Origin of the sequence: Collinsella sp. AM38-1BH (assembly GCF_003467545.1) — a bacterium.
In the GTDB taxonomy this organism is placed as follows: Bacteria; Actinomycetota; Coriobacteriia; order Coriobacteriales; family Coriobacteriaceae; genus Collinsella.
This window is the reverse complement of sequence record NZ_QSHC01000023.1, coordinates 1-20,260: the sequence shown is the minus strand read 5'-3', so window position 1 is coordinate 20,260 and position 20,260 is coordinate 1. Positions and strand designations below refer to the sequence as shown.

Sequence of the window (20,260 nt, the reverse complement as noted above, 5' to 3'; positions counted from 1 at the left end):
CGTTGCGGTGTGCAGATACCATATTGCCACATTGGAGTTGCCGGCGCGTCTGTTTTGGCGATTTGGGGAAACGGGACGCGTGCGCGTGCCGGCTGCTTATATAAGCCTAAAGTGCTCGAGCGCCTTGACGACGCCATTTTTGTCGACCGAGTCGGTGATGTAGTCGGCGCGCTTTTTGAGATAGTCCGGCGCATTGCCCATGGCGATACCGACATCGACGGCGTTCATCAGCGAGACGTCATTGCTGGCGTCGCCGATGCCGTATACGGTTCCGTGGTGGGGATCGAGGGCGTCGAGTACAGACTGGATGCCCCCGCGCTTCGTGCATTCGCGGGGCGAGATTTCGGTTACCTTGAGTTCGAGCTCGTTAAAGCACAGCAGCGGCTCAAGCGCCTTATCTTGAGCGATGTGGTTGGCGAGCGATGTAGACATCAAGATCTTGTAGACACTGTAATGTTGCAGCTGCGTGACTGCGTCGCCCAGGGTGCGCGCGTATCCGGGAGCATCGGGGGCATCGGCACTCATGCGCACGACGCCGTTGAGGCCCTCAAAGCGGATGACCTCGCCCGATTGCTCAAGGTAGGGGGCAAGACGCTGCAGCATACCGGGCGTCATCGACAGATCGCGAATTGCGTGTCCGTTGATCTCGGCGTAACCACCCGCAAGACAGACGATGCCGGTCCAGGGCAGCTCAAGAAGTTTGGGGTGGATGCAGCTGAGGGTACGTCCCGTGCAGATAAAGGCCATGTTGCCGTTGGCGACAAACTCGCGGATTGCCTGCGAAACCGCCTCGTTGGGATAGGGGGAGAGGTCTCGCTCGCTCTCGGGAAGCTCTTGCGCCACTCGAGGGTCTTGCCAGGCGAGCGTTCCGTCGATATCGAAGAAGCAGATATCGCCGCGCTTATGGACTGCGCTGGCGGCAGGGGAGGCCGAGGTGGTGGGCACAAATCCCGGCTCGAGGCCCATAATCTGGTCAAAATGCTCTTTAACGCGGGGAACGGAGATGCCGATGACCACCTGGGCGGTCTTGCCCGTAATGATGAGGCCCTTGGCGCCCACCGCGACAAACGATGCGTTATCTGCAACGATGGAAGGGTCTGCGACCTCGACGCGCAGACGCGTGGCGCAGTTGGTTGCGCCCACGATATTGCCAACGCCACCTAAAAGCTGAATTACCCGCTCAGCGAGGACGTGATCTTGATCGGATCGACTATCGGCCTCGTCGTTGGGAGATTGCTCTTTGGCAAAGCCGCTTTCCGTTAAACGATCGATTGCCGCGCGATTGGCGACATGATCCTCGCGGCCCGGCGTCTTAAGGTCATAGGCCAAGATGAGTGCTCGAAAACTAACAAAAAAGATGAGGCTAAAGGCAAGGCCGATACCGAGCGCCAAAAGATAGGCACCGGCATGCGTGCGCATGAGCGGAATAAAGTTGAAGGCTGCCATCTCCATGAGGCCGCCCGAGAAGATGCCGACGATGCCAAAGAGATTCATGGTTGTGGCAAGGCAAGACGATAAGACGGCGTAGAGAAAAAAGAGCCCGGGGTGGGTGAACATAAAGAGAAACTCGAGTGGCTCGGTAACGCCGCAAACCACCGAGGCGATGATGGCGGGAACAAGGATGACCCTGAGGCCGGCGCGGCGCTCGGGTTTTGCGGTGGAGTAGAACGCGGCTGCGATGGCAGGAAGGCCAAAGAGCTTGACCCAGCCAGTGGCGGTAAAACCGGCCCACGGCGCAAGCTCATTAAGGGGGCGCGTGCTATGGGAGAGGATGGGGAGCAAGCTGCTCCACGTGGCGTAGATGCCGTCGTTAATGACCAGGTTGTCGTAGTAGATCGGCATGTAGAGCAGGTGGTGCAGCCCCATGGGCTCGAGCGCTCGCTCCAAAAGCACAAAGATGCCCACGCCAAAGGGGCCGACGCTCGTAAGTGCATGGCGCAGCGTTTCGGTCATTGCGTATACGGAGGGCACGATGGCGGCCGAGATAGCGGCAAGGGCAAACACGGCAAAAAAGCTGATGAGGTAGACCAGCGAGGAGCCCGAGAAGGTGCCGAGCCAATCGGGAACCTTGGCATCGTAGAAGCGGTCATGGATGGCGACGACGGTTGCCGATACCGCCAGCGGGCCGATAATGCCGGTGTCGAGCGTCTTGATGCCGTCGATGATGGTGATGCCGCTAGCGGAGGTCAAAGACGACGGGTACTTAAGTCCAAGATTGTCTCCGCTCAGCTTAATGATCTCGCTCAAAAAGAAGCAGTAGGCAAAATAGGCGACGAGAGCCTCGAGGCAGCAACGAGCCGGTTGTTTTTGGGCAAGACCGATGGGCAGCGCTACGGCAAAAAGGAGCGGGAGGCGTTTAAAGACCGTCCACGAGCCGCGCTGGATGATGGTCCAAAAAGCGTACCAAGGGGTTCCGTATACGGCGAGATCGCCGACGATGTCCGCAGTCGTTGCGAGAGCGGAGACGCCGACCATGAGGCCTGATATAGAAAACAGCATGGCGGGCGCGAACATTGCCCCGCCAAAGCGTTGGATTTTTTGCAGCATGTTCTGCCTTCCGAATATCGAGGCGCGTTGCGCGTGGGGAAACGTTTAAACAATGGATTCATTGTAGAGGACCAGACGATTGTCGTACCGGCAGTTTTGAGCGAAACCGATTTGGGCATGACAGAAACCGTCAACGGTTAAATCCTGTCGCTTTACCGATATTCGGTTTAAACAACTTTAAGAAATGCTATCGTGCCTAGCCGGAAATGAACAATGTAGAGGTGAAGTCATGCCAAAAGCGATTTACGAAGGAATCTACCGTGAGATCCGTTCGCGCATCATTAACGGGACCTATGCGTTTCAGGAGATGCTGCCAACCGAAGCCGAGCTGACCGCGGAGTTCGGATGCACGCGCAATACCGTCCGTCGCGCCTTGGGTATGCTGGCCGACGGGATGTTTGTGCAGCCCATACACGGCAAGGGCGTGCGCGTTATTTGGCTTAAGGGCGAAACCGACATGTTGGGCGCACTCGAAGAGGTTGAGTCGTTTGGCGAGTTCGCAAAACGCAACAATGCCGTCGCATCGACCGAGGTCAAGTCTTTTGAACATTTGATTTGCACTGAGCAACTCTCTCGTCGCCTGGGCTTTAAGGTGGGCGAGGAGCTGATTCGCGTGGTGCGTGTCCGAAGCCTTAACGGCAATGCGCGCCAAGTAGACCATGGTTACTTTTTGGAGTCGATCGCCAAGGGTCTGACGCCCGAGATCGCCGCAAAGTCAATTTACGACTATCTGGAGCACAAACGCGGCGTCAAGGTGATGGCGAGCCGTCGTACGGTGAGTGTCGAGCTCGCCAACGATGAGGACTGCAGCTATCTTGACCTTGGTAAGTACAACTGTGTCGCCGTCATGGAGAGCCAGTCGTACACCTCGGACGGCATCTTGTTTGAGGTCACGCATGCCCGCACGCATCCCGAGATCTTCCACTACCGCGTCAACTCCAAGCGATAGCCGGCTAGCTCGCAGCCTGACGAGACTTATGCCCTCAAAGCGAAAACGCCCGGTCAAACCGACGATGCATCGGCTTGACCGGGCGTTTTCTCTGCATTCGATAACAAATAATTGTTTATACAAAACTTGTCAAGTATCAAGTTGAATATTACCGTTCACCGAAGTTTTTCTACCGCTCTAGTAATACTTGTTCAAACAACTAGCCAAATAGCGTATTGTACAAATCAGCAAAAGGGGCAAAGTCCCCGAGCCAATCTCCGAAGGCGGCGGCAAAGGGTGCCGCCACGGTGTGAAAGGGTGGATTGTAATGAAGAACGAAATGAGCAGAAGGCAGTTCCTGGGCTTTGCTGGTTCCGCGGCTGCGGTTCTTGGTCTGGGTCTCGTGGGCTGCGGTGGCTCCGCCGGCTCCGGCTCCTCTGCTTCTGGTGACGCTGCCGAGGTCTACTTCCTCCAATTCAAGCCCGAGGTCGACAAGGAGTGGAAGGAGATCGCCAAGGCCTATAAGAAGGAGAAGGGCGTCGAGGTCAAGATCGTGACCGCTGCCTCCAACACCTACGAGGAGAAGCTCAAGTCCGAGATGTCCAAGAGCTCCGCTCCGACCCTGTTCCAGGTCAACGGCCCCACCGGTCTTAAGAACTGGAAGGATTACTGCGCCGACCTGTCCGATACCAAGCTCCGCGGTGAGCTCATTGACGACTCCCTGGCTCTGCAGTCCGATGGCAAGGATCTGGGCATCGACTGGGTCCAGGAGAGCTACGGCATCATTTACAACAAGCAGCTGCTCGAGAAGGCTGGCTACAAGGCCGAGGACATCAACTCCTTCGACAAGCTGAAGGCTTGTGCCGACGACATCCAGGCCCGCAAGGACGAGCTTGGCGTTGAGGGTGCCTTCACTTCTGCCGGCATGGATGACTCCTCCAGCTGGCGCTACACCACCCACCTCGCCAACCTCCCGCTCTACTACGAGTTCGAGAAGGAGCACAACCAGGAGGACGACGAGATCAAGGGCGAGTATCTCGACAACTTCAAGCAGATTTTCGACCTGTACATCACCGACTCCACCTGCGATCCTTCGCAGCTTGCCTCCAAGACCGGCGACGACGCCACCAACGAGTTCGCAACCGGCAAGGCCGTCTTCTATCAGAACGGCTCTTGGGCATACGCTGACCTCACCAAGGCCGGTATGACCGACGACCAGCTCGGCATGCTGCCGATCTACATCGGCGTCGACGGCGAGGAGAACCAGGGCCTGTGCTCCGGCGGCGAGAACTACTGGTGCGTCAGCTCCCAGGCTTCCGAGGATGCCCAGAAGGCCACCGAGGACTTCATGTACTGGTGCGTCACCGCTGACACCCCGACCAGCATCATCGCCGACAAGATGGGTCTGACCGCTCCGTTCAAGAGCGCCAAGGAAACCACCAACGTCTTCTCGCAGCAGGCCGTTGCCATGGCCAAGGACGGCAAGAAGACCGTCGCTTGGGACTTCGTCTACATCCCCTCCGAGGAGTGGAAGAAGAACCTCAAGCAGGCTCTGATTGCCTACGCTGCCGATAACAGCAAGTGGGACGGCGTCAAGAACGCCTTCGTCGATGGCTGGAAGACCGAGAAGGCTGCTTCCGAGTAAGTAGTTGCTGCCCAAGCTATCTGATTAGCGACAGGGGGCGGGCAGACGTTGGTTTGCCCGCCCCCTGCATATTGAAAGGACCCTTCTATGGGCAAAGCACTCAAGCGCTGGTGGCCGCTCTTTATGCTGCCCACGTGCCTGGCGTTTATGATCGGGTTCGTGATTCCCTTTATCCAGGGCTTCTATCTCTCGTTCTGCCAGTTTATTACCATTGACAACGCGCATTTTGTCGGTATTGAGAACTACGTGCGCGCACTGTCCGATCCGCAGTTTGCCACGTCGTTCTTCTTTACCGTGGCGTTTGCCTTCCTGTCGACGGTGCTCATCAACGTGATCGCCCTCGCCATCGCGCAGGCGCTCACCCGCAAAGCGCTCAAGGGCACCAACATCTTCCGTACGATCTTCTTTATGCCTAACCTGATCGGCGGCATCGTGCTGGGCTACATCTGGCAGATTCTGATCAACTGCCTGCTCTCCAACGTGGGCGCCCAGCTCATCGCCCTTAACTCTGCTGCTGGCTTCTGGGGCCTTATCATCCTGACCCTGTGGCAGCAGGTCGGCTACATGATGATCATCTACATCGCTGGTCTGCAGTCCATTCCGTCCGACTACATCGAGGCCGCCAAGGTCGACGGTGCCACGGCATGGCAGACGTTTTGGAAGGTTAAGATCCCTAACCTGATGCCGACCATCACCATCTGCCTGTTCCTGTCCATCACCAACGGCTTTAAGCTGTTCGACCAGAACCTCGCCCTTACCGGCGGCGCTCCCGCGCACTCCACCGAGATGCTCGCCCTGAACATCTACAACACGTTCTATTCGCGTGCCGGTATCGCATGGCAGGGCATCGGTCAGGCCAAGGCGGTTATCTTCTGCATCCTGGTCGTAGCCATCTCCATGATTCAGCTTAAGGCCACGAGGTCCAAGGAGGTGCAGCAGTAATGAAACGCGATAAGGTTATCAACCGCGCGCTCTCGATTTTCTTTACGATTCTGTCGCTCGCGTGGATCTACCCCGTGTTCATGATTGCGCTCAATTCCTTTAAGAAAGCGACCGCAATCAGCACCACCACGGCGTTCGATCTGCTCACGCCCGAGACGTTCAACGGCCTCGCAAACTACATGCACGCCCTTAACGAGCAGGGCTTTGCCTCGGCATTTATGTACTCGCTCATCATCACGGTCACGTCGGTCGTGCTGATCTTGGTGTGCTGCTCCATGTGCGCTTGGTACGTGGTTCGTGTCAACAACAAGATCTCGAACTTCTTCTATTACCTGTTCGTGTTCTCGATGGTCGTGCCCTTCCAGATGCTCATGTTCACGCTGTCCAATTTGGCGGACCGCATCGGCTTCAACACGCCGTTCAACATCTGCTTTATCTACCTCGGCTTTGGCGCGGGCCTGGCGGTCTTTATGTTCGCCGGTTTTGTAAAGAACATCCCGCTCGAGATCGAGGAGGCGGCCATGATTGATGGCTGCAACCCGGTCCAGGTGTTCTTTAAGATCGTCCTTCCCATCATGAAGCCCACCTATCTTTCGGTCGGCATCCTCGAGACCATGTGGGTCTGGAACGACTATCTGCTGCCCTACCTTACGCTCGACTCCACCAAGTACAAGACCATTCCTATCTTGATCCAGTACTTCCGCGGCGGCTACGGCCACGTCGAGCTCGGCCCCATGATGGCCTGCATCATGATGGTCGTTATCCCCATCGTCATCATGTACATCCTCTGTCAGAAGTACATCATCGACGGCGTGGTGGCAGGTGCCGTCAAGGGCTGATGCCGTAACTGTTTTGCAAGTTTCTGCGGCGCCCCTCAGCGCGGCGCCGCGTATCGAAAGGTAGAGACATGGCCGAGATCGTTCTCAAACATGTTCAGAAGGTGTATCCCAACAACGAGTCAAAAAAGAAGGGCTTCTTTGGCAAAAAGAAGAAGACCGAGGAGAAGAAACACAACCTCAAGGTTACCGAGGACGGTGTGCTCGCTGTAGAGGACTTCAACCTCACCGTTCACGACCAGGAGTTCGTCGTCCTCGTTGGCCCCTCTGGCTGCGGCAAGTCCACGACGATGCGCATGGTCGCCGGCCTGGAGGACATCACCTCGGGCGATGTGCTCATCGATGGCAAGCGCGTCAACGACGTGGCACCCAAGGACCGCGACATCGCCATGGTGTTCCAGAGCTATGCTCTGTACCCCAATATGACGGTGTACGAGAACATGGCGTTTACGCTTGAGCTCAAGAAGGTCCCCAAGGACGAGATCGACCGCAAGGTTCGCTCCGCTGCCGAGATTCTGGGCATTACCGAGTACCTCGACCGTAAGCCCAAGGCGCTCTCCGGCGGCCAACGCCAGCGTGTCGCTATCGGCCGCGCCATCGTGCGTGACCCCAAGGTCTTCCTGATGGACGAGCCGCTGTCCAACCTGGACGCCAAGCTGCGTAACCAGATGCGTGCCGAGCTCATTAAGCTGCGTCACGAGATTAAGGGCACCTTCATCTACGTTACTCACGACCAGACCGAGGCCATGACCCTTGGCGACCGCATCGTGGTCATGAAGGACGGCGTTGTCCAGCAGATCGCCACGCCGCAGGAGGTCTTCAACCATCCCGCGAACATCTTCGTCGCCGGCTTCATCGGCGTGCCGCAGATGAATTTCTTCGATGCCCAGCTGGTGCGCTCGGGCAACGGCTTTACCGTCAAGACCGAGGATATGAACGTGGCGCTCGCCCCCGAGACTTGCGCTCAGCTTGCCCTCAACTGGGACGGCGGCGACGTGAAGGAGATTACGGCCGGCGTGCGTCCCGAGCAGATCCTGCTTGCCGACAAGGGCGAGGAGGGCGCGCTCCAGGGTACCGTCGAGGTGACCGAGCTCATGGGCTCGACCGAGCATGTCCACGTGACCGCTCCCGACGGCCAGTTTGTTCTGATTATCCCCGTCGTCGACCTCGAGGCCAAGGGCGCGCTCAAGGCTGGCGACACCATCTGGTTCAAGTTCGAGAAGAACGCGACCCACCTCTTCGATAAGGTCTCTGGCAAGAACCTTATCTAGGCCCGGTGCATCCAGGCCCTCCCTTTGGGCGACTGCGGTATTGCCATCCTTTTGCCGCGGTCACATATAAGGCTCCCCTCCCGTCCACTGGGCGAGAGGGGAGCCTTTCTTTGTGTTGGGGTTGTCTGGCCGGTCGTTTGTCTCGATCTGTAACAGGTAGGGCCGATTTCGGACGTTAGATGTTACAGATCGAGACGGTTCCGCCGAGCTAACCATTTCATCTAAATCTGTAACACCAAAGGCGAATTTCAGCTGCTAGATGTTACAGATCGAGATAAACCCAAAGGGTGGGGCTGGTATGTCTCGATCTGTAACAGCTGGGATCGTTTTGGTTGAGTAGTTGTTACAGATCGAGATTGTTTGGCCGAGTCGGGTCACAGGGTAACGTGCGGGCACAAAAAACGGAGCCGTGTCGCCACGACTCCGTTTCTCAAGAGGATGGGTAAGGGAAGCGAAATTAGTTCAGGTGCCAGATCTCGTCGTTGTACTGGGAGATGGTGCGGTCGGACGAGAAGGTGCCGGCGTTGGCAATATTGATGAGCGCCTTGCGCATCCAGGCGTCCTGGTCCTCGTAGTCGGCCAGCACGCGCTCCTTGGTCTGGATGTACTCCTCAATGTCGAGCAGGGCCATAAACCAGTCCTTGCCCTTAATGTCGTCGTGCAGGCGCTGCAGGCGCTCGGCATTGCCGGTCGCCATAAAGGCCGGGTTGGTGATGAAGTCCACCAGCAGTTTAATGCCGGGCTTGCGGTAGAGCACACCGGCGTCATAGGTGCCGTTGGCATAGAGCTGCTCGACCTGTTTGGACGAGGCACCAAAGGTATAAATGTTCTCGTCGCCCACGAGCTCGGCAATCTCCACGTTGGCACCGTCGAGCGTGCACAGGGTTAGGGCGCCGTTGAGCATGAACTTCATGTTGGAGGTGCCGCTCGCTTCCTTGGAGGCCAGGCTGATCTGCTCGGAGATATCAGCGGCGGGGATCACGCGCTCGGCGGCGGTGACGTTGTAGTTCTCGATCATGACAACCTGCAGGTAGGGAGCCACGTCGGGGTCGTTTGCTATCCACTGCGACAGCGTCAAGATCAGATGGATGATGTCCTGCGCGATAGTGTAGGCAGGCGCCGCCTTGCCGCCAAAGATGATGGTGACGGGGTGCTTAGGTCTGTTGCCGTTCTTGATATCGAGGTACTTCCAGATGATGTAGAGCGCGAGCATCTGCTGGCGCTTGTACTCGTGGATGCGCTTGACCTGGACGTCGATGATGGCGTTGGAGGGAATGGTCACGCCCTGCTCGAGCGCCATGAACTGGCGCATGATGGCCTTGGCCTCGACCTTGGTGGCGGCCAGGCGCTCAAGAACGTCCTTGTCGTCGGCGAACTTGGCGAGTTTGCTCAGATCGCCGGTGCTGCGCCAGTCGGTGCCGATCACATCGTCGAGCAGGCTGGCGAGCGCGGGGTTGGCCCCATGAATCCAGCGGCGGAAGGTGATGCCGTTGGTCTTGTTGGAGAACTTCTCGGGATAGATCTCGTAGAACGGATGAAGCTCGGTGTCCTCCAGGATCTTGGTGTGGAGGGCGGCTACGCCGTTGATGGAGAAGCCAAAGTGGATGTCCATGTGGGCCATGTGGACGGTGTCGTGCTCGTCGATGATGGCGACGCGCGGGTCATCGTGCTCGGCCTTCGCGATCTCATCGAGCTTGACGATAATGTCGGCGATGGCAGGGGAGACCTTCTGCAGGCTGGTGAGCGGCCACTTCTCGAGCGCCTCGGCAAGAATCGTGTGGTTAGTGTAGGCGACCATGGAGCGTACGATGGTAACGGCCTCGTCAAACTCGATGTCGTGCTCGGTGGTGAGCAGGCGAATGAGCTCGGGGATGACCATGGTGGGGTGCGTGTCGTTGATCTGGACAACGGCGTAATCGGCCAGATCGTGCAGGTTGCTGCCGCGCTCGACGGCCTCGTCGATCAAGAGCTGGGCGGCGTTGCTCACCATGAAGTACTCCTGATAGATGCGAAGTAGGCGGCCCTGCTCGTCGGAATCGTCGGGGTAGAGGAACAAGGTGAGGTTCTTGGCGATCTCGGTCTTGTCGAAGTCGATGGAGCTGCCGGGGACCAGGCCGTCGTCGACGCTCGCCAGGTCGAAAAGGCGCAGGCGGTTCTTGGTGGGCTGGCCGTAACCGGGCACATCGATGTTGACGAGCTTGGAGGTAACGGCAAAATCGCCGAATTCGACGGTGTAGGAGCGGTCATCGTCGACTAGGATGTCCTGCTCACCGAGCCACTCGTCGGGGACGGCCTTCTGCTGGTTGTCGACAAAGCGCTGACGGAACAGACCGTAGTGATAGTTGAGGCCCACGCCATCGCCGGTCAAGCCCAGCGTGGCGATGGAATCCAGGAAACATGCGGCCAAGCGGCCCAGGCCGCCGTTGCCGAGTGACGGCTCGACCTCGAATTCCTCGATCTTGTTGAGGTCGTGGCCTGCGGCGGTGAGCTGGTCCTTAACCTCGTCGTAGATGCCGAGGTCGATCATGTTGTTGATGAGCAGCTTACCGATCAAAAATTCGGCGGAAATGTAATAGAGCTTTTTCTTGCCGTTGTTGAGCGGGCGGGCGGCGGAGCGCTCCTGCACGAGTTTGACCAGCAGCTTGTAAATGCGACGGTCGTCGAGCTGCTCGAGCGAGGTGCCAAAAGACTGCTCGGCGAGTTCCATGAGGTTAATTTGGGGCATGTTTTCTCCTGTGATGGGTTGTTTCATGTCTGCAATTCATAAGAAGCCCGCGCGAGGGGATTGGGGTGGCCTCGCGCGGGAAAAGCAAGCGCGTCCGCACGGTGGGGAGGGGTCAGGCGCGGTAGCTCCTATTGAGGAAGCTCGATTTCGGCTTCCGACGGGATGCGGAAGTAGGTCTCGGTCCAGTCGGTGAGTTTGTGCTCGAGCTCGCGGGTGATGGCGCCGTCGAGCATGCGCCAGGTCCAGTTGCCGCCCAGTGTGGCAGGGGTGTTGATGCGCGCCTCGTTGCCCAAGTTGAGCAGGTCCTGCATGGTGTAGATGCACGTGTCGCTCACGCTGGCTGCGATGGTTCGGTTGAGTGCGTCGGTGATAGGCTCGCCGGCCTGCTGATGGGTGTACAGGGCTGCCTGCTCGCGCTGACGCGGGGTGGCCGTTCCCTCAAACCAGCCGCGCGCCGTCTCGTTGTCGTGGGTGCCCACGTAGGCGACGGTGTTGGCGATGTAGTTATGCGGCAGGTAGTACGAGTTGGTGCCCTCAAAGGCAAACTGCAGGATCTTCATGCCGGGGAAGCCCGAGTTGTCGCGCATGTCGATGACGCCGGGGGTGAGGAAGCCCAGGTCCTCGGCGATGATGGGCAGCGTGCCGAGCTTTTCCTCGAGCGTCTTGAAGAACTTGAGGCCGGGACCCTGCGTCCACGAACCGTAGGACGAATCGGGCGAGGAGAACGGCACCTCCCAATAGGCCTCGAAGCCGCGGAAGTGATCCAGGCGGATGACGTCGTACATGTCGAGGGCGGCGCGAATGCGGCCCTCCCACCAGGAGAAGCCGTCGGACTCCATGGCGTCCCAGTCGTAGATGGGGTTGCCCCAGTACTGGCCGGTGGCCGAGAACTGGTCGGGCGGCGTGCCGGCGACGCTCACGGGATTGCCGGCGGCGTCGATCTTAAAGAGCTCAGGTGTCGCCCACATCTCGACGGAGTCACGCGAGACATAGATGGGCAGGTCGCCGATGATGAGAATGTCGCGCTCGTTGGCATAGGCCTTGAGGCGGCTCCACTGGCGATCGAAGAAGTACTGCGTCATCTGGTGGTAGAGCATACGCGCCGGATGGTCGGCGCAGACCTTGGCGGAAGCCTCGCCGCGGGTGCGGAGCTCCGCGGGCCACTCCCAAAACGCCTTGAGACCGCACTCCTCTTTGACGGTCATGAACTCACAGTAGGGGATGAGCCAGTCCTCGTTGGCTTGGATAAAGCCATCGAAATCGGCTGGCTTGTCGGCGGCAAAGCGCTCAGCGGCGCGGTCGAGAATCTGACGGCGGCCGCCAAAGATAGCACCGTAGTCGACATTGCTGGGGTCGGATCCCAGATACACGCCATCGATATCGCGCTGCTCCAGATACCCTGCCTCGATAAGCTCGGCAAAGTCGATAAAGTTGGGGTTGCCAGCGCGGGCCGAGAACGACTGATAGGGCGAATCGCCATAGCTGGTCGTCGTAAGGGGCAGAATCTGCCAGTAATGTTGTTTGCACGAGGCGAGAAAATCGACGAAGTCGTAGGCATTCCAGCCAAAGCCGCCGATTCCGTATGGTCCGGGCAGAGATGAGACGGGCATGAGGACGCCGCTTGCACGCTCCATGAATGCGCTCACCAACCTTCTTGTTGTGTGGTCGGCCTGCCGATGGATGTGCAGTCCGCCTCCGATGTTCTGATCTGATACGCCTATTGTAAAACATGTTGTTTAAACATGTACAGGCAAGATAAAAAAGTTGGTCGATTTTCGGCGAATGGTTGCATGCCATGAAAAAGCCCCGACCTCACAACGTGAGATCGGGGCAAGAGCGGTATGTAGGTTTTTGCTACTCGGCGTCGGCGAAGCCGTTGGGGTTGTGGCTCTGCCAGTTCCAGCTATCGCGGCACATGTCCGCGATGTCGTACTGGGCCTTCCAGCCCATCATGCGCTCGGCCTTGGAGGCATCGCACCAGTTGGCAGCGATGTCGCCGGCGCGGCGCTCGCGGATCACGTAGGGCAGCTCCTTGCCACAAGCCTTGGAGAAGGCGGCGACGACCTCGAGTACCGAGGTGCCGGTGCCGGTGCCCAGGTTAAAGATCTCGACGCCGGTCTTGCCGTTCATCCAGTTAAGGGCGGCAACGTGACCAGAGGCCAGATCGCACACGTGGATGTAGTCGCGCACGCCGGTGCCGTCGGGGGTGGGGTAGTCGTTGCCAAAGACCTGAACGGCCTCGAGCTTGCCCACGGCGACCTGGGCGACATAGGGCACCAGGTTGTTGGGGATGCCCTTGGGGTCCTCGCCGATCAGGCCCGACGGATGAGCGCCGATGGGGTTGAAGTAACGGAGCAGCACGACGTCCCACTCGGGGTCGGCGGTGTGGACGTCCATAAGGATCTGCTCGATCATCCACTTGGTCCAACCATAGGGGTTGGTCGCGGGCTTCTTAGGATCCTCCTCGGTGACGGGCGGGTTGTCCGGGTCGCCGTAGACGGTCGAGGAGCTTGAGAAGATGATGGACTTGCAGCCATGGTTGCGCATGACGTCGACGAGCACCAGGGTGTTCTCGATGTTGTTGTGGTAGTACTCGACGGGCTTGCTCACCGACTCGCCGACGGCCTTAAAGCCGGCGAAGTGGATGACGCGGTCGATCTGATGGGTATCGAAGATCTTGTTCATCGCATCGCGGTCGAGCACGTTGGCCTCGTAGAAGGTGAGGTTCTTGGCGGCCTCGTCGCCCACGATGGTCTTGACGCGGTCGACGGCGACGGCGCTGGAGTTGGAGAGATCATCGACGATGACGACCTGGTAGCCACCCTCGAGCAGCTGAACGACGGTGTGCGAGCCGATAAAACCGGCGCCACCGGTAACGAGGACGCAGGTGTCTTTGGGGTCGAGTGCTTTGGACATGTAGTCTCCTATCGAATCAGGAACACTTCTTCAGGGGAGTATAGCGCAGGCAGGGACGCCCAAATCGTGCGCTGTAGGAAAAGCAGAGGATTGTGCTAACGTACTCATAGAAGAGCTTGCGTACGCATAACCTGATCTTTGGCATTTGCTTACGAGCCGCTGACCTTGCAGTTTCCTGCCGTTCGTGGAAATCGTTGGGACGCGCCATATGTACGCTAATATGTATGAGTTGAGCGACATATAAATAAGCATGTAACGGAGTACATATGTCACCAAACAGCGATTCCATCCTTTCCCAGGAGCTCTCGCGCCGCACTGCCCTCAAGGCCCTGTTCGGCGCCGCTTCTGCGGCAGTTCTTTTTGGCCTGCCCGCTCGCGCCCATGCGGCGGAGGCTTCCAAAGAAACCACCGATAAACTGAATGCCGCCCAGGCCCAGCTCGACGAGGTTCAGGCCCAGCTCGACAGCATCGCAAATGAGTATGCGGCGCTGGCCAACAAGAATGCCCAGACCCTCAACGACATCGAGAATGTCCAGGGCAAGATTGACGACACGCAAGCCCAGATCGATGAAAAGAAGGCCGAGCTCAAGAAGAAGCGCAATGACCTTTCCGATCGCGTGGCCGCCAGCTACAAGTCCGGCGGCACGAACATCCTGTCGCTGCTGCTGGCCTCTGGCTCGTTTGAGGAACTCGTCGCCAACGCGCATTACGTTGAGAAGATCAACAAGAGCGACCGCGATGCCATCGAGGATATCCAGACCATCCAGGAAGAGCTCGATGCGCAAAAGACCGAGCTTGAGTCGCAGAAAGCCGACTTAGAGAAGCTCAAGGACCAGCAGACGGCTCAGATGCAGGATATGCAGGCCAAGCAGCAAGAAGTCCAGACCGTGCTGAACGGTCTTTCCGACGACGTCAAGGAGCTCATGGCTCAGCGCGATTCCGAGATCCTCGCTGCCGCCCAGGCTGAGGAGGCTGCCAGGAAGGCCGCCGCTGCTGCCGCCGCCGCGAACAAGAACAATTCCTACTCGGGTGGTTCAAGCTCGGGTGGCGGATCGTATGCGCCCGGAACCCCGCAACAGAATGCCGGCTCGGGCAAACAGCAGGCCGTCATCAACGCGTGCTACTCTACGCCTTCGCCGGGTCAGAACTGGTGCGCGGCGTGGGTTACCAATGTCTTCCGTAACGCTGGCGTTGGCTACTTTGGCGGCAACGCGTGCGATATGTTTAACGCATGGTGCTATAGCTCCGACCGCTCGGCATTGCAGGTGGGCATGATCGTGGCCGATTCCTCGCACAGCGGCACGGGTGCTCCGGGCCTTATCTACGGTCATGTGGGTATCTACGTTGGCGGCGGCATCGTTATGAGCAACGAGGGTGCCATTACATCGAAGTCGCTCGATTCGTTTATTAGCTTCTATGGCACTGGCTCTGGCGTGCGTTGGGGCTGGCTCGGCGGTATTGCGCTGTCGTAACGGTGGTTTGAAGTAAGTTGGTCCGTGGCTGCCCGAAAGGCATTAGGTTGCCTGCTCGGACAGTCCTGCTCGCACGGAGAGCACATTAAGTGCTCTCCGGCTCGTGCGGAACTTGCGATCAACCTAATGTCTTTCGGGCAGCTATGGACCTCTCGGGTCCAATACGTCACATACCGGACTGGTTTATCTGAATAAATATGGCGAAGGCCCCTTTCGGGGCCTTCTTTGTTAGAGGAATTCGCCTACTCGGTGGACTTCGGGTTCTAGGTCTACTCCGAATTGGTCTTTGACGGTTGTTTGGATGTGGCGGATGAGTTCGTCGACGTCGGCTGCGGTGGCGTGGTCGGCGTTGACGATGAAACCGCAGTGCTTCTCGCTTACCTGCGCACCGCCGACGGCATGGCCGCGCAGGCCGGCGTCCATGATGAGCTTGCCGGCAAAGTAGCCCTCGGGGCGCTTGAAGGTGGAGCCGGCGCTCGGCATGTCGAGCGGCTGCTTGTCCTCGCGGCGCTGGCGGTAGTCGTCCATGTCGGCCTTGATCATCGCGGCGTTGCCCGGGGCGAGATTGAAGGTGGCCGAAAGAACGATGAAGCCGTCGTCGGCAATGCGGCTCTTGCGATAGCCCAGGTTGAGCTCATCGACATCGAACTCGATGATGTTGCCGCTGCCGCGGGTGCCGTCGTCGAACATGCGGGCGGGCTTGTAGACACGCACAGACTCCAGCACATCGGCCATGCAGGCACCATAGGCACCGGCGTTCATGTAGCAGGCGCCGCCGACCGATCCGGGGATGCCCGAGATGGGCTCCATGCCGGTGAGGCCGGCCTCGGCTGCTGCCGCGGCGACATCGGAAAGCAGGGCGCCGGCTGCCGCCGTGACGTGCGTGCCGTCGACCGTAATGTCGGAGAGGCCCTCGCCCAGCGCCACGACGACGCCGCGGATGCCCTTGTCTCCGACGAGCAGGTCCGAGCCGTTGCCCACGATGGTGAGCGGCAGATCACAGCGATAGCAGGTGTCAAGCGTGGCGACGAGGCCCTGCTCGGTATCGGGCGTGACAAAGACATCGGCCGGGCCACCGATCTTAAACGTGGTGTGCTCGCGCATGGGCTCGCTCATCAACACGTTGTCCTCGCCGGCAACGCCAGCGAGCGCGCACAGCAGGTCCTCGTTAAAAAAGTCGTTCTCGTGCATACGAATATCCGCCTTTTGGTGGTCGTTCTCATCAATCGATTGCAATATACCCCACCCAGATGTATTTGGTGCGCTGGCGGCGATAAAACTGCCGTCCACCGGATTGATAAAGTGTTTATCATCGAGGTAGAGGGGCAGTCGCTATACTTTCAAGAGATTGCGCGTAAACCCGGAAGGAGCGAGATGGCCAACAAAGTCACCCTCAAGCAGATTGCCCAAGAGGTGGGGCTTTCCCCTTCGTCGGTCTCGCTTGTTCTCAATAATCGGCCCTGTCGCATCTCGGAAGAAAACCGCAAACTCATCAAGGAGGTTGCGGCGCGCAATCACTATGTTCCCAACCAGATCGCGCGCAGCCTGGTCATGCGCGAGTCGCGCACCCTGGGCCTTATCGTCCCCAACATCGAGAGCCGCTTTTTCGCGTCGCTCGCCGGCAGCTTGGAAAAGCGCTGCCGCGAGGACGGCTACGCGCTCTTTATTACCAGCTCGGGCGGAAGCGCCGATGACGATCTGGAGCTGCTGCGCCAGCTGGTGACGCGCGGCGTTGATGGCGTCTTCCTGGTGGTAGGTGACGAGTTCTCCGACGACCGTGCGCTTCGCGAAGAAGTCAGCCACCTGCCCATCCCGGCCGTAATGGTCGACCGTGCCATTGAGGGGCTCGAGTGCGACAAGGTGATGTTCGACCACGAGATGGGCGGCTATATGGCCACCCGCTATCTGATCGAGCAAGGCCACCGCCGTATTGCCTGCTTGGTTAACGCGCGTCGCTCCAATACGGGTCGCAAACGACTTGCCGGCTATGAACGCGCGCTGCGCGAGGTTGGCCTGCCCATCGACGCGCGCTTGGAGTTCGAGAGCGAGTACTACATTCCGAGTGCCTACGAGGCCTCGGAGGCGGTGCTCGCAACCGATGCCACCGCCGTGTTCGCAAGTTCGGACAACATCGCCCTCGGTTTGCTCAAGCGCTTGCACGAGATGGGGAAGAGCATCCCGGGCGATATCTCGGTGGTGAGCTATGACAACTCGGCTGCCGACGTTCTCTTTGAGCCGGCGCTGACCGCGATTGAGCAGGATCCTGGTGTCCTTGCGGAGCATGCTTTTGGCTGCATGTCCAAGCGTCTTGCCGGTAGGGGCGGCAGGCGTGCCGAAGAGGTCGTCCTGGAGCCGGCGCTTATCGTTAAGGGCAGCGTGCTCGAGCTTACCGAATGTAGCTAAGCGTACTTGTTTGTTTGCATAGATTGCATGCGGAGTGTCCGCTATTTGCCGGCGGGGCCGGGGTGCCTGCCTTGTTTTGAAAAGTGGGCTTCGCGAACTTCTCAAAACAAGGCAGGCACCCCGGCCCTCGTCCGTAAACTCTTCCGCTGGGCGAGCCATAGACGCCGCGTACCGATACGGTAAAGTGGCGGCTTGAAATTGGTGCTATATTCAGCTTGAGTTGTTTAATGCTAGTACGGGAGGGTGATATGGGGCTGTTCAAGAAGAAAAACCCGCAGGATGCCTTTGATCCCGATGTGTTTACCATCACGGATACGATTTTGGACCCACCGCGGTTTACGTTTTTGCCGGCTATCTACCAGGATGCCACGCGCCGCAAGTGGGCCGTGCATCAGCGCGGCGGCGAGCCGAAGATTTTTGACTATGCGGATGTGCTGCAGTGCGAGATTGCCGAGACCGGAAATCCCGAGGATGTGCCGGAGCTCAGCAAACGCGAACTGGCTCAGCAGATTTTGATTAATCCAGCTCAGGCTACCAAAAACAACGCTGCCAAGCGTAATATGTGCCTTGGTATGGGTGTCATCGTTGTCGTGCAAACCGGCAAGGATGAGATTTCGAAGCTTGAGATTCCGGTGACCGCGGGCGAAGTCAAGCGAGACTCCGGCCTATATCGGTCGTATCGGAACGTTGCGGAGCAGATCAAAGAAGCCTTCGACGCCATGAGGCGTCCGGAGCAATGATTCCTGCAGCATCAAGCAGTTGAGGAGTCTTGCCCATGTCGAGTGAACCATATGCGATTCCGCCCAAAGACCGCGCCTTTGAGGGCATTCTTTGGTATATCAAACATTATGACCTGCAGAGTGGCGACCGGCTGCCCGCCGAGCGTGTGCTCTGTGAAGAGCTGGGCGTGTCGCGCACGGCGTTGCGTGCTGCGATCACGCGCCTTATTTCGTGCGGAACTTTGGAAAGCCGCCGCGGTTCGGGCACCTATGTGTGTCCTCCCAAACCGCTGAACATCTTTCAGGAAACATGGAACTATACGCAGGCGGTGGAGAGGGTTGGCTCAAAGTCGACCGCGCGCCTGGTTTGGTCCAAGGTCGTGTATGCCGATATCGATCTTGCCCAAAAAGCCCAGATCGACCTGGGCATGCCGCTCTTCTGCATTCGGCGCGTGCGTGTGGTCAACGGTTCCCCGGCATCGATCGAGACGGCTTACGTCAATCTGTCTTTGTGCCCCTCGCTTCCCGATCACGATTTTGAGCAGGAAAGCCTCTACGACGTTTTGCTCAAGGAGGGGAATGTCCATGTGACGCACGGCAAGGAGCATATTTCCATCAGCCGTCTGAACGCCGACGAGGCCAAGTTGCTGAATGCTCAGGAGGGCACGCCGGTGTTTTACAAGGCTTCGCACGAGCGCGACGAGACCGATGGCTTTGTCGAGTATTGCAAGTCCGTGATTCTGCCGACCAAGTATCGTTTTGCCGATAACGGCGAGGCAGACGGCGTTGCGACGAAGGTGGGTGTCGAATGGCTGATGCAGTAGAAGACTTGCCGGTTTACAAACAAATTCGCCGCTGCATTGCGGAGCGAATCGAGCGCGGCGACTACCCGACGGGCTCGATGATTCCGTCCGAAAACGAGCTGGCCGAGGAGTTTGGCACGACACGCCTGACAATCCGAAGCGCCATGGACGAGCTGGTCAAAAGTGGCCAGATTCGTCGCGTGCAGGGCAAAGGCGCCTTTGTGGGACACAAGTGGTTTGACGAGCACGAACGCAAGGGCGGCTTCCGCCAGTCGGTTCTGGCATCGGGCGCGACGCCGTCGGTGCGCATCCTGGCGCGCTCCAAACGCTACGCCGGCCCGTATTATGCCGACTTGTTTGGCATCGCCGAGGACGATCTGCTTTACTCGGTGCGCCGCCTCAACTGCATCGATGGTGAGCCCGTATCGATCGAGATGACACTGATTCCGTGCCTGCTGTTTCCGGGCATCGAAGACGTGGACATTTCGGTCTTCAGCCTGTTCGAGACCTACGATATGTTGGGACGCAAGCCAGATCAGTCGGTAGAGAAACTCGATATCGAGGCGCTGGGCGCACGCGATGCGAGTTTGCTCAATCTTGAGCCGGGCGATCTGGCGCTCGTGCTGGAAGGCCTGACCTATGACTCGAGTGGGCAGGCAATCGAGCATGCCAAGTCTTTTACCCGCGGCGACGCCGGCGGATATACCTACAACTATTAGCGTCTAGAGCGTCCCTGCGCATGGCGGGGGCGCTCGTTTTTACGGATATATGTCGCTTGACCGATGAGCGGCAAAAACTGACCGTCTACCGAGAGGGGAGGATGAAATCATAAAATCGGTATTAAAAACGGCTAACCTGTAATCGTTCACTGGTATTAAGAACCTTTGAATTGTTGAGCTTGGGGCCAAGATGTCCACAAGGTTAAGCGGTGCGACGGGGCGGCAAGCCCGTTCATTCCGTGCGACAATTCAAACTGCTCGTGAAAGGAGCGGGAATGAAGGAGACCGAGAAGATCGAGATCATGCACTTCGACCAGGAGGGCTACCTCGAGGA

15 protein-coding genes are annotated in these 20,260 nt (G+C 58.5%); 10 read left to right on the top strand and 5 right to left on the bottom strand.

From position 1 onward, the window contains the following. Positions 1-96 precede the first annotated feature (96 nt). Complete coding sequence (locus DW870_RS09340) at positions 97-2,547, bottom strand: PTS transporter subunit EIIC (protein ID WP_158565193.1); 2,451 nt, start codon at positions 2,545-2,547, stop codon at positions 97-99. Positions 2,548-2,776: 229 nt separating this feature from the next. Here DW870_RS09340 and DW870_RS08935 point away from each other — a divergent pair, with 229 nt between their 5' ends. The 5 genes from DW870_RS08935 (at position 2,777) to DW870_RS08915 (ending at position 8,169) form a co-directional block, all read left to right on the top strand. Continuing rightward, the gene (locus DW870_RS08935) at positions 2,777-3,496 is read left to right on the top strand and encodes a GntR family transcriptional regulator (RefSeq protein ID WP_117877534.1); all 720 of its coding nucleotides are present in this window, start codon (positions 2,777-2,779) and stop codon (positions 3,494-3,496) included. A gap of 307 nt (positions 3,497-3,803) precedes the next feature. Continuing rightward, positions 3,804-5,120, top strand: coding sequence for an ABC transporter substrate-binding protein (locus DW870_RS08930; RefSeq protein WP_117848864.1), 1,317 nt, complete (start codon positions 3,804-3,806; stop codon positions 5,118-5,120). Between the two features lie 87 nt (positions 5,121-5,207). Beyond that, positions 5,208-6,062, top strand: coding sequence for a carbohydrate ABC transporter permease (locus tag DW870_RS08925; RefSeq protein WP_117877531.1), 855 nt, complete (start codon positions 5,208-5,210; stop codon positions 6,060-6,062). Next, complete coding sequence (locus DW870_RS08920) at positions 6,062-6,901, top strand: carbohydrate ABC transporter permease (protein ID WP_022095055.1); 840 nt, start codon at positions 6,062-6,064, stop codon at positions 6,899-6,901. Before DW870_RS08925 ends, DW870_RS08920 begins: the two co-directional genes overlap by 1 nt. Positions 6,902-6,969: 68 nt before the next feature. Further along, entirely contained in the window at positions 6,970-8,169 is a 1,200-nt protein-coding gene (locus DW870_RS08915; protein ID WP_035137764.1) for an ABC transporter ATP-binding protein, read from the top strand. A 457-nt stretch (positions 8,170-8,626) separates the two neighbouring features. Here DW870_RS08915 and glgP read toward each other — a convergent pair whose 3' ends face one another. The 3 genes from glgP to galE all read right to left on the bottom strand — a co-directional run bounded on the left by glgP (position 8,627) and on the right by galE (position 13,810). Beyond that, positions 8,627-10,894, bottom strand: a complete 2,268-nt coding sequence (gene glgP, locus DW870_RS08910) for a glycogen/starch/alpha-glucan family phosphorylase (RefSeq protein WP_233547417.1) — start codon at positions 10,892-10,894, stop codon at positions 8,627-8,629. 128 nt (positions 10,895-11,022) lie between these two features. Further along, positions 11,023-12,540 (bottom strand): 4-alpha-glucanotransferase, encoded by a 1,518-nt coding sequence (gene malQ, locus DW870_RS08905; protein WP_233547416.1) that lies wholly within the window; start codon positions 12,538-12,540, stop codon positions 11,023-11,025. A 208-nt stretch (positions 12,541-12,748) separates the two neighbouring features. Next, positions 12,749-13,810, bottom strand: coding sequence for a UDP-glucose 4-epimerase GalE (galE, locus tag DW870_RS08900; RefSeq protein WP_117770533.1), 1,062 nt, complete (start codon positions 13,808-13,810; stop codon positions 12,749-12,751). A gap of 266 nt (positions 13,811-14,076) precedes the next feature. Between galE and DW870_RS08895 the strand changes: the two genes are divergently transcribed. Further along, positions 14,077-15,282 (top strand): hypothetical protein, encoded by a 1,206-nt coding sequence (locus DW870_RS08895; protein ID WP_117770534.1) that lies wholly within the window; start codon positions 14,077-14,079, stop codon positions 15,280-15,282. 228 nt (positions 15,283-15,510) lie between these two features. Here the strand turns inward: DW870_RS08895 and murB are convergent, their stop codons facing one another. Further along, positions 15,511-16,473, bottom strand: coding sequence for a UDP-N-acetylmuramate dehydrogenase (murB, locus tag DW870_RS08890; RefSeq protein ID WP_055252181.1), 963 nt, complete (start codon positions 16,471-16,473; stop codon positions 15,511-15,513). 183 nt (positions 16,474-16,656) lie between these two features. On the opposite strand from murB, the gene DW870_RS08885 reads away from it, so the two are divergent. The 4 genes from DW870_RS08885 (at position 16,657) to DW870_RS08870 (ending at position 19,926) form a co-directional block, all read left to right on the top strand. Continuing rightward, positions 16,657-17,685: a LacI family DNA-binding transcriptional regulator gene (locus DW870_RS08885; RefSeq protein WP_006235873.1), complete on the top strand. Its 1,029-nt coding sequence runs from the start codon at positions 16,657-16,659 to the stop codon at positions 17,683-17,685. A gap of 248 nt (positions 17,686-17,933) precedes the next feature. Beyond that, positions 17,934-18,425, top strand: coding sequence for a hypothetical protein (locus tag DW870_RS08880; RefSeq protein WP_117770536.1), 492 nt, complete (start codon positions 17,934-17,936; stop codon positions 18,423-18,425). A gap of 35 nt (positions 18,426-18,460) precedes the next feature. Continuing rightward, positions 18,461-19,228 (top strand): GntR family transcriptional regulator, encoded by a 768-nt coding sequence (locus DW870_RS08875; protein ID WP_117770537.1) that lies wholly within the window; start codon positions 18,461-18,463, stop codon positions 19,226-19,228. Then, positions 19,213-19,926, top strand: coding sequence for a GntR family transcriptional regulator (locus DW870_RS08870; RefSeq protein WP_006235877.1), 714 nt, complete (start codon positions 19,213-19,215; stop codon positions 19,924-19,926). Before DW870_RS08875 ends, DW870_RS08870 begins: the two co-directional genes overlap by 16 nt. The last annotated feature ends 334 nt before the right edge of the window (positions 19,927-20,260 follow it).